Source organism: Afipia sp. GW823-FHT06G09 (assembly GCF_058794875.1).
Genome location: NZ_JBXAHF010000004.1, coordinates 47816 through 63317, shown reverse-complemented (window position 1 = coordinate 63317; position 15502 = coordinate 47816). Strand labels below are relative to the sequence as shown.

Here is a 15502-nt window from a genome sequence, read left to right as displayed (position 1 = left end):
CCTTAAGTCACACAATAGTGGCTTTTAACCAGCAGTTCCTCAGAAGTACTGCTGCATAGCTGCAATAATGCTACACTGCAAAATGTTCTCGTCTTGTTCCACAGTCGCATTGGAAGCCTTGGTATGACCTCTTCAACCCCATTGCTCGACGCAATCAAGTCGCCCGCTGACCTTCGGAAGATGAAGGAAAGCGACCTGCCTCAAGTTGCGGCAGAACTGCGCGCCGAAACGATCAGCGCGGTTGCGGTAACTGGTGGTCATCTCGGCTCCGGTCTTGGTGTCGTTGAACTGACGGTTGCAATACATCATGTTTTTAATACGCCCGCCGACCGCGTCATTTGGGACGTCGGTCATCAGGCGTATCCGCACAAGATTCTGACCGAGCGCCGCGACCGGATTCGCACCCTGCGTCAGGGTGGCGGTTTGTCCGGTTTCACCAAGCGCGCAGAGAGCGAGTACGACTGTTTCGGCGCCGCGCACTCGTCGACCTCCATTTCCGCAGGCCTCGGTATGGCCGTCGCGCGCGACCTCGCCGGCGGCAACAACAACGTCATCGCGGTCATCGGTGACGGCGCCATGTCGGCCGGTATGGCCTATGAAGCGATGAACAATGCAGGTGCGATGGACTCGCGCCTGATCGTCATTCTCAATGACAACGAAATGTCGATCGCGCCGCCAGTCGGCGCGATGTCGTCCTATCTGTCGCGCCTGACGTCCAGCAACACCTACCGCTCGCTGCGCGAAATCGGCAAGCAGGTCGCCAAGCGCCTTCCGAAGTTCATCGAAAAGGGCGCACAGCGCGCCGAGGAATACGCCCGCGGCATGCTGTCGGGTGGCACGCTGTTCGAGGAACTCGGCTTCTTCTATGTCGGCCCGATCGACGGCCACAACCTCGACCATCTCCTGCCCGTTCTCAAGAACGTACGGGATTCGAAGGTCGGCCCGACCCTGATCCATGTGGTGACCGAAAAGGGCAAGGGCTATGTCCCGGCCGAGTCCTCGGCCGACAAGTATCACGGCGTGGTCAAGTTCGATGTCGCCACCGGCAAGCAGGCGAAAGCCCAGGCCAACGCGCCCGCCTACACCAAGGTGTTCGGCCAGAGCCTGGTCCAGGAAGCCGAAAAAGACGACAAGATCGTCGCGATCACCGCCGCCATGCCATCTGGCACCGGCGTCGATATTTTCGGCAAGGCTTTCCCCGAGCGGACCTTCGACGTGGGTATCGCCGAGCAGCATGGTGTGACGTTCGCCGCTGGCCTTGCTTCCGAAGGACTGAAGCCATTCGTTGCCATTTATTCCACGTTCCTGCAGCGCGCCTACGACCAGGTCGTCCATGACGTCGCCATTCAGGGTCTGCCGGTCCGGTTCATCATCGACCGGGCGGGCCTCGTCGGCGCAGACGGACCGACCCATGCGGGTTCGTTCGACATCGCCTATCTCGGCTGTCTGCCCGGCATGGTGCTCATGGCCGCTGCCGACGAGGCTGAACTGGTTCACATGGTCGCGACGGCTGCCGCCATCGACGATCGTCCGTCCGCCATCCGCTTCCCGCGCGGCGACGGTGTCGGCGTCGACTTGCCGTCGGTTGGCGTTCCGCTTGAAATCGGCAAGGGCCGCATTGTTCGCGAAGGCTCGTCGGTCGCCCTGCTCTCGCTCGGCACCCGGCTTCAGGAATGCCTGAAGGCTGCAGACATTCTAAAATCCCACGGCTTGACCGCCACTGTGGCTGATGCACGCTTCGCCAAGCCGATCGATACGGACCTGGTCCTGCGTCTGGCGCGCGATCACGACGTGCTCGTCACCATCGAGGAAGGTTCGATCGGGGGCTTCGGGGCGCAGGTCTTGCATACCCTTGCAGAGAACGGCGCGCTCGATAAGGGACTGAAGGTTCGCTCCATGGTTCTGCCAGATACGTTTATCGATCAGGACAGTCCGGCCGCGATGTACGCAAAGGCCGGCCTCGACGCCAAGGGCATCGTGACGCGTGTCTTCGAGGCACTGGGCCGCGAAGGCGAGATCAGCGCGGTGCAGCTTGCTTAATCCCGTGCCCCAAAAAGCCGAGATGAAAATCCTGCTGGCTCAGCCACGCGGGTTTTGCGCTGGCGTTGTGCGCGCGATCGAGATCGTCGAACGCGCGCTCGAGAAGTATGGGCCGCCGGTCTATGTCCGTCACGAGATCGTGCACAACAAGTACGTTGTCGAAAGCCTGAAGGCGAAAGGCGCGGTTTTCGTCGAGGATCTGCACGAAGTGCCGGCCAACGCCATCACCGTGTTCAGCGCCCATGGCGTCGCCAAGAGCGTCGAGGAAGAGGCTGCGGCCCGTAGCCTCCCCGTCCTGAACGCGACCTGCCCTCTCGTGACCAAGGTCCACAATCAGGGCAAGCGCTACGTCTCCAAGGGACGCAAGCTGGTCCTGATCGGCCATGAAGGCCACCCGGAAGTCGTCGGCACCATGGGACAGGTCCCCGGCCCCGTCATCCTCGTGCAGAGCGTCGAGGACGTCGCCGCGCTCGATCTGCCGAGCGACGAGCCGATGGCCTACATCACCCAGACCACGCTGAGCGTGGACGACACCCGCGACATCATCGCCGCGCTTGAAGACCGTTTCAGCGACCTCGAAGGCCCCGACACCCGCGACATCTGTTACGCGACACAAAACCGCCAGTCTTCGGTGCGAGACCTCAGCAAGCTCGTCGACGTCATTCTGGTTGTCGGCGCCACCAACAGCTCCAACTCCAACCGCCTCCGCGAGATCGGGACCGAAGTCGGCGTCCCGAGCTACCTCATCGCCGACGGCAGCCAGCTCAATCCTGAATGGTTGAAGGACGCGAAGACCGTCGGCATCACCGCAGGCGCCTCGGCGCCGGAGGTGCTGGTGGACGATGTGATTGACGCCCTGCGGAGAATCGGACCGGTGACAGTGTCCGTGCTGCCGGGCCGGGAGGAAAATATCGAGTTCAGACTGCCAGCCGAGCTGACCCAACGTCAGCCGCGCCTCTCTCCCGTGATGCAAGAAAGATAAACATTCATGGCGATACCGTTTTTCAAAGAGATCAAGATCGGCTCGTATCTCGTCAAGCAGAAGCTGCTCGGCCGGAAGCGTTATCCTCTGGTGCTGATGCTGGAGCCGCTATTCCGCTGCAACCTCGCCTGTGTCGGTTGCGGCAAGATCGACTATCCCGATGCGATCCTGAACCGCCGCATGTCGGCGCAGGAGTGCTGGGACGCCGCCGACGAGTGCGGCGCGCCGATGGTCGCAATCCCGGGCGGCGAGCCGCTGATCCACAAAGAGATCGGCGAAATCGTGCGCGGCCTGGTCGCGCGCAAGAAGTTCGTCTCGCTCTGCACCAACGCGCTGCTGCTCGAGAAGAAGCTCGATCTGTTCGAGCCCTCGCCTTATCTGTTCTTCTCTGTCCATCTCGATGGCCTGAAGGATCACCACGACAAGGCGGTGTCGCAGAAGGGCGTGTTCGACCGCGCCGTGTCCGCGATCAAGGCTGCCAAGGCACGCGGTTTCACCGTCAACGTCAACGCGACCATCTTCGACGGCCATCCGGCCGAGGAGATCGCCAAGTTCCTCGACTTCACGACTGAACTTGGGGTCGGTGTCTCGATGTCGCCCGGCTACGCCTACGAGCGCGCGCCGGATCAAGAGCACTTCCTGAACCGCACCAAGACCAAGAAGCTGTTCCGCGACGTGTTCGCGCTCGGCAAGGGCAAGAAGTGGAATTTCATGCACTCCGGCCTGTTCCTCGACTTCCTCGCCGGCAACCAGAACTTCGAATGCGAGCCGTGGGGCATGCCTGCCCGCAACATCTTCGGCTGGCAGAAGCCCTGCTACCTGCTCGGTGAAGGCTATACCAAGACCTTCAAGGAGCTGATGGAAACCACCGACTGGGACACCTACGGCACCGGCAAGTACGAGAAGTGCGCGGACTGCATGGCCCATTGCGGCTACGAGCCGACCGCTGCAAACGCGGCTGTCAGCAACCCGTTCAAGGCATTGAAGGTCTCGCTGTTCGGCATCAAGACCGAGGGCCCGATGGCTCCGGAGATCGATCTCTCCAAGCAGCGGCCGGCGCAGTACGTGTTCTCTTCGGAAGTGCAGAAGCGCCTGTCGGAGATCCGTGCCGACGAGGCGAAGGCAGCGGAAGCCAAGGCCGCGAAGCTCGCGGCACAGACCGCAGCTCCGGCCACCAACGCATCGACCGCGGCGTGATTTTCAGACCGCACGCATTCAAAAGGCGCGAGCGTTGCTCGCGCCTTTTTTGTTGCGCAACCAGCTCAATGGAAGCGCCTGCGATGCAGGCATGATCGAACTCCCTCCCCCCAACGGGAGAGGTGAAGCGAACGTGACTTAGACCGTAGTTCGGGAAATCAGCCCAATGCCTCGCGGCAGCCCTTCAGTGAGCGCAGCGCACGGCTGAAGTCGCGCCCCGTCGAAATCAGATGCGGAATCGTCTTCGGGTTGCGCGCGATGCCGCGCATCACCTTCCACATGTCGACACTGCCGTTCGGCTTGATGGCATTCATCGTCAGTTCCGGCAACGCACGATGCGCCGGGTCGCTGATCACGCGTACCGCCGCAAACGGCAGGCCGTTGTACTCGGCATATCTCGCAGCGATATGGCTCTCCATATCGACCGCATCGGCGCCGGTGGTGGCGCGCAGCGCAGCCTTGGCCACCTGACCTGTCACGACCTCTTCGACACCGGCAAGGACGCCAGAAACGATCGAGCGGCGGCGTTTCGCCGGCAATGCGACGAGATTCTCCGTCAGCGACGCCTCGGTCGACCAGCGCCGTTTCGCGGTCACGATATGAGAAGCGACAACGACGTCACCTGACTTGAGCGAGGGATTGAGACCGCCGGCGACGCCGAAGCTCACGATGCCGCGAATGCTCGCCGGATCGAACGACGTCATCATTTCGCGGAGCTGTACTGGATTGCTTGAACTGCAGATGACGGTGAGACCGGGGCCGGCAGCGATGCGGGCCTCCTGTTTCAAGCCAGTAACAATCAGGACTGGCAGCCCGTCGTGTGCGGCGTCCCCGCCCGCGCCTATAATCACATTCCGATCCCCACGAAGCGACTGTTAGTATTGCGCAAATTTCGATACCGCGCCAGCGCCCACAAGGGGAAGAACTTAGAATATCCGTGGTATCGCAAATAGAACACACGTGGGAACCCGCCGCCGGTGTACTGCGGCTCGCTCCAAAGCCCGTCTTTGCCCTGGAATTGAATCAAATAGGCGATACCGCGCTGAGTCGCGGGATGGTCCACCTTCCCGGCCGCCATCAGGGCCAGCGTGGCCCAGGCCGTCTGTGAGGCGGTCGAATCAGACTTCTCATAGCCTCGGTAATCGAGCCGGTAGCTGTTGCCATCCTCGCCCCAGCCGCCGTCGCTGTTCTGGATCGAGATCAGCCAGTCGGCAGCCTTCGCGATCACCGGGTCCGCATGATCGACACCGGCGGCGTTCAGCGCACAGAGCACCGACCATGTGCCGTAGATGTAGTTGACGCCCCAGCGTCCGAACCATGAGCCGTCGGGCAATTGCGTCCGGCGCACATACTCGACCCCGCGCGCCAGCGGCTCGCTGGTCTTCACCGTCTCGCCAAGCTGCGCCAGCATCGAGACGCAGCGCGCGGTGACATCCTCGGTCGGCGGATCGAGCAGCGCGCCATGGTCCGAAAACGGAATGTTGTTGAGATAGTACTCGAGGTTGTCGGCGTCGAACGCCGCCCAGCCGCCGTCCTTGCTTTGCAGGCCGTCGATCCACTCGCGGCCGCGCGCGATCGACTCGTCGAACTTGGTGCCAGCGTTCAGCGTGCCGCGTGCCCGGTCCATCGCCATGACTACGACAGCGGTGTCGTCGAGATCGGGATAATGCGCGTTGTTGTACTGGAAGGCCCAGCCGCCGGGACGCACGCCCGGCCGCTTCTCGATCCAGTCGCCCTCGACGTCGAGCACCTGTTTCGGCTTGAGCCATTCCAGCGCGGCTTTCGCAGAGGCGACCTCCTTCTCACCGCCAACCTCGATCATGGCGTGCGCGGTCAGCGCGGTGTCCCAGATCGGCGACACGCAGGGCTGGCAGTAAGCCTCGTCGTCCTTGATGACGAGCAGGTTCTCAATCGACTGCCGCGCCAGCACATAATGCGGATGATCCTTCGGATAACCGAGCAGATCGTACATCATCACGGTGTTGGCCATCGCCGGGAAAATCGCACCCAGACCGTCAACCCCGTTGAGGCGCTCGGTGACGAACGCCACGGCCTTGTCGATGGCGCGCTGACGCGGGGCTTTCGGGAACAGCGGATCGACAACGCGCAAGATCTTGTCGAGAAGATTGAAGCCCGTAAACCAGAGCTGACTCTGATGCGGCGCCTTCGCCGACATGCCGATCGTCTTCGGGTCTTCCAGGAACAGTTCATCGATACCGACGCCGAGCGGATTGCGCGCGCGCGGCTTCTTGTTCATCAGCACCAGCAGCGGCACGATCACGGTGCGCGCCCAGTACGAAATCTTGGTCAGGTGAATGGGAAACCAGCGCGGCAGCAGCATGATCTCCACCGGCATCATCGGCGCCGCGCGCCATGTCACGACGCCGAACAGCGCGAGCATGATGCGGGTGAACACGTTGCTCTTGATCGCGCCGCCGCGGCGAAGCATTTCCTCGCGCGCCTTTTTCATATGCGGCGCATCGGGCGAATCACCGATCATCTTCAGCGCGAAGTAAGCCTTCACGCTGGCGCTCATATCGAACTCGTGGCCGTAGAACAGCGACCAGCCGCCATTCTCGTTCTGGATACGGCGGAGATAGTTCGCGATCTTGGCTTCCAACGCAGTGTCGATCGGCTCGGCCAGATAGTGCCGCAGCAGGACATACTCCGCCGGAATCGTGGCGTCGGCTTCAAGCTCGAACACCCAGTGGCCGTCGGGCTTGCGATGGTTCAGCAGAGCGCGGCTCGCTGCCGCGATGCTGTCTTCGAGGGCTGGCGCGCTCGGCGCAGCATCGGCCTTATGGTCTTCGAGGAGAGTCATGGAACTCCGTAAAATGCTGATTTTACTGCATTCTCAGGGCCATATCGGCAGCCCTATCGCCAGAGCGGATCGACCCTTCAATGGTCGCTGGCAGTCCCGTATCAGTCCAGTCGCCCGCGAGGAACAGGTTTTTCCACTCGGTGACCGTCCCTGGACGCATGGCATTTTGTTCCGGAGTTGCCTCAAATGTGGCTCGGCGCTCGCGCACGATCTGCCACGGCGGCAACGGGCCTTCCGCCACTTCGTCACTGATGCCCGCGGCCTTGCAGATGTCGCGCCAGATATCGCGGGCAAGCTGCTCGCGGGGCACATTCACCAGCCGATCGGCATCGCTGATGGTGATGGACAGCCGCTGCGGAAATGCGAACAGCCATTCGATCAGCCCGCCGATCACACCCATCATCGGCGGCATGTTGTCCGGCGGATCGTAACGGAAATGCGCGTTGACGATGGCGCGGAACTTGGTCGGCGTCTTGAGTCCCGGCAGGATCGATGCCGCCGAGCGCGGCGGAACCGCGAGCACGACAACGTCGCCGGGCGCGACAGCAATCGTGTCGTCGACGAATTCCAGCATCGAGATGGATTCGCCGGCCATCAGCACCTGACGCAGTTCGTGGCCAAGGTTGACCGTTCCGCCCTTCTCGCGGATCAGCTTGATTGCAGGATCGACCAGCACCGTGCTCAAGCCTTCGCGGGCGATCAGTGGGCGGCATGACTTGCCGCCAGCCAGCAGCGTCTCACGCACGATGGCACCAGCGAGGCCTGCGGAGCCATCCGGCGGATCGACGTTCAGCGCCGCGAGCATCAAAGGCTGTACAAGCCTCTCATAAAGCTTGCCCTCGCATTTGATCGTGTTGCCAATCAGTGCATCGTTGCCGGCCCAGGCGAGCGGAGCCAACGCGAGATAATCGCCCACACCCGTGTCAGGCACGCGGCGCGACTTGTCGAACAGCCACGTCGGAATGCGTCCGTTGCCAAGATCGAGCATCCAGCGTTTGCCCGCTTTCAGATCGATAAAATCGAATTGCGCGCGCTCAGGCCCAACGAGACCGTCCTCGCTTCCGATCGCCAGCGCATAGGAGCGCGCGTGAAGATTGCCCGACAGCAGCAGGTGATTGCCGTTGTCGATGACCATGTCGGTCGCGCCATCGTAATAGGAGCGGCAGCGGCCACCGGCCTGCTGCGTCGCCTCGTGGACGTGAACCTCGAATCCTGCATTCGCGAGCCGAACGCCCGCGGACAGGCCGGAAACCCCGGCACCGATGATATGTGCTTTTGCCATCAGATGAATGCGTACCGAATGAGAATGAAAATCTTGGTGGCCTTGCTGAGCTTGACCGGCTTGCGCGGCAGCGCGAAGCCGCGCTCCACGAGCTTTTCGAGGATCGCGTGATAATATTCCGACATGATTTTCGGCGCGCGAACAACACGGCGCGAGTTGCGCGCCATAATGTCGTTCGACTTGGCGAAATGGTCTCGCGCCTGCTTCAGAATGCCTTCACACGCACGCGGCAGCCGCGGATCGGATGCAACCACCAATGGATCGTTGGACATGATCCCGGCGGCGTTGAGACTTTCGCGCGGCAGATAAAGCCGGCCGATCCCGGCATCTTCGTCAATGTCGCGCAGGATGTTGGTCAACTGGAGCGCGCGGCCGAGATGATGCGCAAGCAAAATTCCGTCTTCCTCGCCGAGGCCGAACACCCGCACGGAGAGCCGCCCCACTGCGCTCGCGACGCGATCGCAATAGAGATCGAGCGTCCGCGCGTCGGGCGCGCGGATGTCGGCGGGAACGTCCATTTCCATGCCATCGATGATGGCGATGAAGTCTTCGCGCCGCAGACCGAACTGCTTTACCGACGGCACATAGTCGCGCAGATGTTGAGGTGGTTTCCCGGCATAAAGCGCATCGATATCGCGCCGCCATTGATCCAGCGCCTTGAGGCGTTCAGGGCGCGGACCATCGGAGTCGGCGATGTCATCGACCTGACGGCAGAAGCTGTAGATGTAGAACATCGCATCGCGCTGTTCGCGCGGCAGGATACGCATCGCCGCGTAGAATGAACTACCCGAGGCGACGCCCTGTACATTCGCTTCCGGCGCGGCTGCGTGCGGCGCTGTGCTGCTCGTTGAGGTCATGTCAGATCACGCGCCCGGTGCTGGCGGGACGTGGGGCCTGCCCCGTCATGCGCCGGAACAGCCCGCTCGCCATGGCGGACAGCGCGACGCCCGCCATCTGCCCCTTTGAGAGATGGACGTTCTCGCTGAGCGGATCGCGCACTTTCAGCAGGTTGACGATCCTATCGGCGAAGGCATCGATCACGCAAACCTCCAGAGCGAACCGGGTGTCCTTGATCTCGCCTGGAAGCGACCGGCCCTCATGCAGCAGGGTCTCAGTGCGCCGCGCCAGCGCATGCAGGCATTTCAGCAGCGCGGGGGTGGAGCGCGCTTCGCCAAGCATTTCGACGGTGGCGCCCGAGGCCGCCAGCACATCGCGCGGGATGTAGACCCGATTGAGATTGCGATAATCCTTGCCGCAATCCTGCAGATGATTGTTGATCTGCAAAGCGGCGCAGATTGCGTCGGACGCTGCCCAGGTCGAACGGTCTTCGCCATGAACGTCGAGCATAAAGCGGCCGACCGGCATCGCCGACAGCGAGCAGTAATGGATCACTTCATCCCAGTTCTCATAGCGCAGCTTGGTGACATCGAGACGAAATGCGTTCAGCAGATCCTGTGCGTGCTTCGGCGACATGCCACGCTCGGCGAACGCACGGCGCAGCGTCACTGCCTCCGGCTGGGTATCGCCCTTGCCGAGCAGTTCGGCTTCCAGCAGGTCGAGCTTGTCAAGCTTCTCCTGCGCGGGCAGCGTCGCGTGATCGGCGACATCGTCGCCGGTGCGCACGAAATTGTAGAACGCAAGGATCAGCGCCCGGTGGCGAGGATGGATGATCCACGACGCGACCGGGAAGTTCTCGTCCTTGTGGCCTTTGCCTGAACGCAATTCGCCTGCTGTTGTCATTACGAACTGGACACCTGTGCCTGAGCGCGGCCTTTCCACATTCCGCCACGCCCCTGAAAATGCTGGATCGCGGAGTTGACCGTGAACACCATGTAAGCGACTGCGATTGCGGGAAGCGCCGGTCCCCAAAGAGCCGACTGCCCATAGTACCGCAGCGTGGGCTGGAACGCGAGCGCCATCAGCAGCCACGCGGCCGCCGCAAATACCGCCGCAAGACCGTGACCGAACAGCGCGATAAGGACCGGTGCGAGGAACACGACACTCATCGCGATGATCGTGCCGATCAGAAGCACCAGCGAATAGCGCAACTGCGCATAGGCCGAGCGCGAAATCATCCGCCCGACATCAGCGACGGTATCCGACGCCCGAACGCTTTTGACGTGCTGCGAGAAACCGAGCCACACCGGTCCCTGCGTCTTCAGCCGCGCCCCGAGCGCGCAGTCGTCAATCAGCGATCCGCGAATGGCGTCGATGCCGCCGGCGTTCTTCAGCGCGTCCCATCGCGCAAGAATGCAGCCGCCTGCCGCCGCGCCAGTCGAACGCGTGCGGCTGCGCACCCAGCCGAACGGATAAAGCATTCCGAAGAAGAAGATGAAGGCCGGGATCAGATACTTTTCGGCAAAGCTCTCACAGCGGAGCGTCGCCATGATCGACGTCATCGCGAGTTTTTCGTTCTGTGCGCGGGCCACCAGCCGCATCAGCACATCACCGGAGTAAACGATGTCAGCATCCGTCAGAAGAACATATTCAGGCTGCGCCGTGCTGCTTTCGACCAGCGTGAGCCCCTGCTTGACCGCCCAGAGCTTGCCGGTCCAGCCGGGCGCCAGCGGGCGGCCTTGCAGCACCGTGAGGCGATCCGATGCGCCGATCGCTGCCGCAGCATTGCTTGCGATCTGCGAGGTGCCGTCCTGGCTTTGATCGTCGACCAGGATCATCGACAACGTGCCGGGATAGGACTGGCTCAGGATCGAGGTCACGCAGGCGCCGACGCCCGCAGCCTCATCGCGTGCCGGCACGACGACGGCGATCGGCGGCCAGGTCATGAAGCCGGGCGCAGGCGCAAGGTCATCGAACTTCTGCGTTCGCCAGAAGTCGCCCCGGGCCACAATCAGATAGACCCAGATCGCCAAGGCTACGGCAGCGGTGACCAATGGTATTTCAGCGGACAATTCGGGCTCGCGAGCAGGTTTGGGACGGCGGCAACGGTGGGCCTCCGCCGCAGTCGATTAGCAGGTTCGCGGCCCTTAAGACAATCCTCCATTGAGATGAAATATTCTTGTAATTTCAGTTGTTTATTGGCGTGTTTGGCGCCCAAAACACGCCCCGACGGTTTCGGGGAACCCGTCACACATTCTGACCGGCGGCAAACCCCGATGACCAGGCCCACTGGAAATTGAAACCGCCAAGATGGCCGGTGACGTCGATCACCTCGCCGATAAAAAACAATCCCGGGACGGATCTCGTTTCAAAAGTCTTTGACGACAGTTCTGCCGTGTCGACCCCGCCCAGCGTCACCTCCGCTGTCCGGTAGCCTTCGGTCCCGCGCGGCGTCACCTGCCACCGGTTCACGAGCGCAGCCACCGTCTGCAATTGGCGGTCGGACATGTCCGCCATTCGCGACACTCCACCGCCTGCCTCTGCGATCCTCTGCGCAAGCCGCGACGGCAATAGCCGCGCAAGCCCGGTCGCCAGCTCCTGGCGAGGATGATCGCGCCGCAATTCTTTCAGCGCCGCGAACACATCGATGCCCGGCACCATATCGATCTGAATGTCATCGCCGTCGCGCCAATAGGATGAAATTTGCAGGATCGCCGGACCGCTCAATCCGCGGTGGGTAAACAGCATCGCCTCGTCAAACTGCACCCCGTCGCAACTCACCACGGCATCGACCGCGACACCTGCGAGATCCTTTGACCGCGCCAGCAGCGCTTCGTCGAACGTCAGCGGCACCAGTCCTGCGCGCGGCGGGATGATCTTGAGGCCGAACTGCTCGGCGATTTTGTAGCCGATACCGCTCGATCCCATTTTCGGAATCGAAGGACCGCCTGTGGCGATCGCCAGCGATTGCCCGCGAATCTCGCCGCGATCGGTGACGATGGAGAATCCGCCCTCACCCTTTGCGACTGTTGAAATCCTTGTGCCCGGATACAGCGTCACACCTGCGGCGGCGCACTCATCGAGCAGCATGTCGATGATCCGCTGCGAGGAGTCGTCGCAGAACAATTGCCCGCGCGTCTTCTCATGATAGGCGATGCGGTGATTCTCAACCAGCGCGATGAAATCGTGCTGGGTGTATCCGCTCAGCGCGGATTTGCAGAAATGCGGATTGCGGGACAGGAAGTTCGCGGGCGTGGTGTGCAGGTTGGTGAAATTGCAGCGGCCGCCGCCGGAAATGCGAATTTTCTCGGCGGGCCGCTTCGCCTGCTCGATCACAGCCACGCGCCGGCCGCGGCCACCGGCAATGCCGGCGCACATCAAACCCGCCGCGCCTCCGCCGAGGACAACGACGTCGTAAACCGATGGCTGTTTCATGAATGTTCTGACGGCAGGACGGCCGGCGCAGCCGTCATGCGCACATCATTCAGCGGCGACAGGCATGTCCCGCAATCTGGTCGAATAATACGATGCATTCTGCTGCCCGCTTGAGGCGTCCCGGGCGAACACTATCAGATGGTGCGCGACCAGACCAACGCTGATGACGCGCTCGATATCGCCGGTTTTCAGGCGCGGCCATGCGAACTTCCAGAACTCGCGGCGATAGTCGCTCTTCATCCCGACATGCCAGATGATGTTGGAGAGCATCGTCATGCCGCGCTTGATGTTGCGCCAGGACAGACGCTGCTTGCTGTTCGGCGGCTGGAAGCGGTTCGGATAGGTCTCGCGCACCTGATGCTCGAACCGCGCGAACAGCTTCTCCGGCTTATAGGCCCGGCCCATGCATTCACGCCATGTCGATACGACGTGATCGTAAGGCAGGAAGAAATCGACATTGGAGTCCCGGTCGGAGTCCTCGATCAGACGACCCTCGCGCTTCAGCCGGTCATACAGCGGCGTGCGCGGCAGGGCCTGCAGCAGATTGATGGTCAGCAGCGGAATCTGGGACTGGTCGATGAATTCGAGAATGCCCTCGCCCGCGTCGACCTTGTCGGTATCGAGGCCGAGAATGATGCCGGACACGACTTCCAGTCCGTAGCTGTTCAGCGTCTGCACGCCCTCCAGGATCGGCACCATCATATTGTGCTGCTTCGACATCGCTTTGAGCGCATCAGGGTCCGGAGTTTCGATTCCCGCGAACAATGTCGTGAAATAAGCGTCGCGCATCAGCGACAGGATTTCTGGACGCTTGGCGATGTTCAGTGTCGCCTCACAGGCGAACTGAATCGAATATCCATTGCGCTTCTGCCATTCGACCAGATGCGGCAGCAGATCCAGCGTTGCTTTCCGGTTGCCGATGAAATTGTCGTCGACGAAGTAAACCGCACCGGCGAGACCGCACTCCAGCATTTTATCCAGTTCAGCAATCACCTGCTCCGGCGACTTGAGGCGCGGGTTGCGGCCGTAAAGCGCCGGGATGTCGCAGAATTCGCACTGATAGGGACAGCCCGACGAGAACTGGATGCTGCCGATGAAGTATTTATTGAGCGGGAGCAGCTCATAGGCGGGAAGCGGAAACTCCGACATCTCGCGGCGCTCTTTCGTGGTCAGCACCACTTGCCGGTCAGGCCGCGCGGAATCCCGCCCAAGACGCCGGAACAACTCGTAGGTTGCGTCGCCGAGTTCGCCAACATGCAGGTAGTCGAAGTCCGGATAATATTCCGGGCACGCGCTGACCGAGGGACCGCCGAGCGCCACCGCAAGATCATGTGCATGCGCCCGCCGGCAAATGTCGTTGATCTGCGGCCGCTGGATATGCATGCCGCTGACGAACACCGCGTCGGCCCAGATGAAGTCCTCATCGGTCGCCGCCCGGATGTTCTCATCAAGAAAACGGACCTCCCAGCCCGCCGGAAGCGAGGCCGCGATCAGCAGCAGGCCCTGCGGGGGCATGAAAGCCTGAACGCCGTCGGTCAGGGGGTATGCGTATTCGAAAGTGCCAAATGAGGGGGAATATCTGGGAAAAACACAAAGGATACGGCGAAGGGAAGGACTTACCACGTCTCTCATCAGGCCCCCTGCTCTCGAGATGTGCAGTTGCGCTAAGAACGGGCCATAATTCCGGTGAGATTAGGGCGCTTCCGAGGAAGCAGACCCGCGCTCAGCGCAGCCATACTCAGATAAGCAAGCTGCGGACCATTCCAAGAACAACCTTCGTTCAACGGTTTGGTTCCTCCGGTTCCAATCCCTTATCAAAGGCTGCTATCGTCGCGGGACAAAAAGACACGCGCCCTGCGGAGGAGAGCCCCATGACACAGACCAATCGCCAGATCTTGCTGGTCGAAAAGCCCACCGGCAAGCTGTTGCCGCAGAATTTCAAAATGGCGGAAGCCGCCATTCCCGAGCCGAAGGACGGCGAGGTCCTGTTGCGGGTGCTTTACATCTCGCTCGACGCCGCCAACCGGGCCTGGATGCAGGGTGCGACCTATCGCGCCGCCGTCGAGGCTAATACCGTGATGGCGGGCGGTGCGATTGCTGAAGTGGTGAAGTCCAGTGCACCCGGCTTCGCCCCCGGCGATCTGGTGTTCGGCGATACCGGCTGGCAGGACTATGCCGTGGTGCGCGCCAAGAATCTGGTCAAAGTACCGCGCATCGATCCGATCACAAATCTGCTGAGCGTCTACGGCGTCGCGGGTCTCACCGCCTATTTCGGTCTGCTCAATGTCGGCAAGCCGAAGGCCGGGGAAACCGTTGTGGTATCCGCAGCGGCCGGATCGGTCGGCTCGTTCGTCGGCCAGATCGCCAAGATCAAGGGCTGCCGCGTGGTCGGCATCGCGGGCGGCAAGGAGAAGTGCGACTGGCTGGTCTCTGAACTCGGCTTCGATGCAGCCGTCGATTACAAGGCCGAGCCGGTGTTCAAGGCGCTGAAGGCCGCCGCGCCGAACGGCATTGATGTCTACTTCGACAATGTCGGCGGCGATATTTTCGAGGCCTGCCTGCCTCAGATGAACCAGCACGGCCGCATTTCCTGCTGCGGAGCGGTCTCCGCCTATGACGGCACCCCGCCCGCTCATGGCCCGCGTGGCGTGCCGGGACTGATCGTGGTTAAACGCCTCACTGTGCAGGGCTTCATCTTCACCGACTTCAACGACCAGCGCGAGGCCGCGCTCGCCGATCTTCAGGCATGGGTCAAGGCCGGCAAGATCAAGGTGCAGGAAGATATCATCAACGGCCTGGAAAACACGCCAAAGGCGCTGATCGGACTTCTGGCCGGCGAGAACCGCGGCAAGCGGATGGTCAAGGTGTAACGACCACTTCGACCGAAGTTCCATTCCGTTCAAAAATG

12 protein-coding genes are annotated in these 15502 nt (G+C 61.8%); 4 read left to right on the top strand and 8 right to left on the bottom strand.

Features of this window, described 5'->3' with window-relative positions; genetic code table 11:
• The first annotated feature begins 123 nt into the window (after positions 1-123).
• Genes dxs through hpnH form a run of 3 tightly spaced genes read left to right on the top strand, consistent with a single transcriptional unit; the run spans position 124 to position 4219 of the window.
• Entirely contained in the window at positions 124-2040 is a 1917-nt protein-coding gene (gene dxs, locus AC1Q67_RS17145) for a 1-deoxy-D-xylulose-5-phosphate synthase (RefSeq protein WP_024573915.1), read from the top strand.
• Positions 2041-2062: 22 nt separating this feature from the next.
• A complete protein-coding gene (gene ispH / locus AC1Q67_RS17140; protein ID WP_034461841.1) occupies positions 2063-3022 on the top strand; it encodes a 4-hydroxy-3-methylbut-2-enyl diphosphate reductase in 960 nt (319 codons plus the stop codon).
• A gap of 6 nt (positions 3023-3028) precedes the next feature.
• Complete coding sequence (gene hpnH / locus AC1Q67_RS17135) at positions 3029-4219, top strand: adenosyl-hopene transferase HpnH (protein ID WP_024573913.1); 1191 nt, start codon at positions 3029-3031, stop codon at positions 4217-4219.
• Positions 4220-4377: 158 nt separating this feature from the next.
• Here hpnH and AC1Q67_RS17130 read toward each other — a convergent pair whose 3' ends face one another.
• The 8 genes from AC1Q67_RS17130 to AC1Q67_RS17095 form a co-directional block, all read right to left on the bottom strand.
• Positions 4378-5070, bottom strand: a complete 693-nt coding sequence (locus tag AC1Q67_RS17130) for a phosphorylase (RefSeq protein WP_492237107.1) — start codon at positions 5068-5070, stop codon at positions 4378-4380.
• Positions 5067-7040: a squalene--hopene cyclase gene (shc, locus tag AC1Q67_RS17125; protein WP_492237108.1), complete on the bottom strand. Its 1974-nt coding sequence runs from the start codon at positions 7038-7040 to the stop codon at positions 5067-5069. Before shc ends, AC1Q67_RS17130 begins: the two co-directional genes overlap by 4 nt.
• Positions 7041-7062: 22 nt before the next feature.
• Positions 7063-8322 carry a hydroxysqualene dehydroxylase HpnE gene (hpnE, locus tag AC1Q67_RS17120; protein WP_492237109.1) on the bottom strand — a complete coding sequence of 420 codons (1260 nt, stop codon included), beginning with the start codon at positions 8320-8322 and terminating at the stop codon, positions 7063-7065.
• Complete coding sequence (hpnD, locus tag AC1Q67_RS17115) at positions 8322-9179, bottom strand: presqualene diphosphate synthase HpnD (protein WP_492237110.1); 858 nt, start codon at positions 9177-9179, stop codon at positions 8322-8324. Before hpnD ends, hpnE begins: the two co-directional genes overlap by 1 nt.
• Before the next feature lies 1 nt (position 9180).
• Positions 9181-10062, bottom strand: coding sequence for a squalene synthase HpnC (gene hpnC, locus AC1Q67_RS17110; RefSeq protein WP_492237111.1), 882 nt, complete (start codon positions 10060-10062; stop codon positions 9181-9183).
• Positions 10062-11231, bottom strand: coding sequence for a glycosyltransferase (locus tag AC1Q67_RS17105; protein WP_492238160.1), 1170 nt, complete (start codon positions 11229-11231; stop codon positions 10062-10064). Before AC1Q67_RS17105 ends, hpnC begins: the two co-directional genes overlap by 1 nt.
• Before the next feature lie 175 nt (positions 11232-11406).
• On the bottom strand, positions 11407-12594 hold the full coding sequence (locus AC1Q67_RS17100; RefSeq protein WP_492237113.1) for a BaiN/RdsA family NAD(P)/FAD-dependent oxidoreductase: 1188 nt from the start codon (positions 12592-12594) through the stop codon (positions 11407-11409).
• 45 nt (positions 12595-12639) lie between these two features.
• Entirely contained in the window at positions 12640-14226 is a 1587-nt protein-coding gene (locus AC1Q67_RS17095) for a B12-binding domain-containing radical SAM protein (protein WP_492237114.1), read from the bottom strand.
• 239 nt (positions 14227-14465) lie between these two features.
• On the opposite strand from AC1Q67_RS17095, the gene AC1Q67_RS17090 reads away from it, so the two are divergent.
• On the top strand, positions 14466-15464 hold the full coding sequence (locus AC1Q67_RS17090) for an NADP-dependent oxidoreductase (protein ID WP_492237115.1): 999 nt from the start codon (positions 14466-14468) through the stop codon (positions 15462-15464).
• The last annotated feature ends 38 nt before the right edge of the window (positions 15465-15502 follow it).

Excerpts from the sequence above, each read along its gene's own strand:
- hpnD (WP_492237110.1), bottom strand. The coding sequence starts at position 9,179 with ATGACCTCAACGAGCAGCACAGCGCCGCACGCAGCCGCGCCGGAAGCG.
- ispH (WP_034461841.1), top strand. The coding sequence starts at position 2,063 with ATGAAAATCCTGCTGGCTCAGCCACGCGGGTTTTGCGCTGGCGTTGTG.
- hpnE (WP_492237109.1), bottom strand. The coding sequence starts at position 8,322 with ATGGCAAAAGCACATATCATCGGTGCCGGGGTTTCCGGCCTGTCCGCG.
- dxs (WP_024573915.1), top strand. The coding sequence starts at position 124 with ATGACCTCTTCAACCCCATTGCTCGACGCAATCAAGTCGCCCGCTGAC.
- AC1Q67_RS17090 (WP_492237115.1), top strand. The coding sequence starts at position 14,466 with ATGACACAGACCAATCGCCAGATCTTGCTGGTCGAAAAGCCCACCGGC.
- AC1Q67_RS17095 (WP_492237114.1), bottom strand. The coding sequence starts at position 14,226 with ATGAGAGACGTGGTAAGTCCTTCCCTTCGCCGTATCCTTTGTGTTTTT.
- hpnH (WP_024573913.1), top strand. The coding sequence starts at position 3,029 with ATGGCGATACCGTTTTTCAAAGAGATCAAGATCGGCTCGTATCTCGTC.
- hpnC (WP_492237111.1), bottom strand. The coding sequence starts at position 10,062 with ATGACAACAGCAGGCGAATTGCGTTCAGGCAAAGGCCACAAGGACGAG.
- shc (WP_492237108.1), bottom strand. The coding sequence starts at position 7,040 with ATGACTCTCCTCGAAGACCATAAGGCCGATGCTGCGCCGAGCGCGCCA.
- AC1Q67_RS17100 (WP_492237113.1), bottom strand. The coding sequence starts at position 12,594 with ATGAAACAGCCATCGGTTTACGACGTCGTTGTCCTCGGCGGAGGCGCG.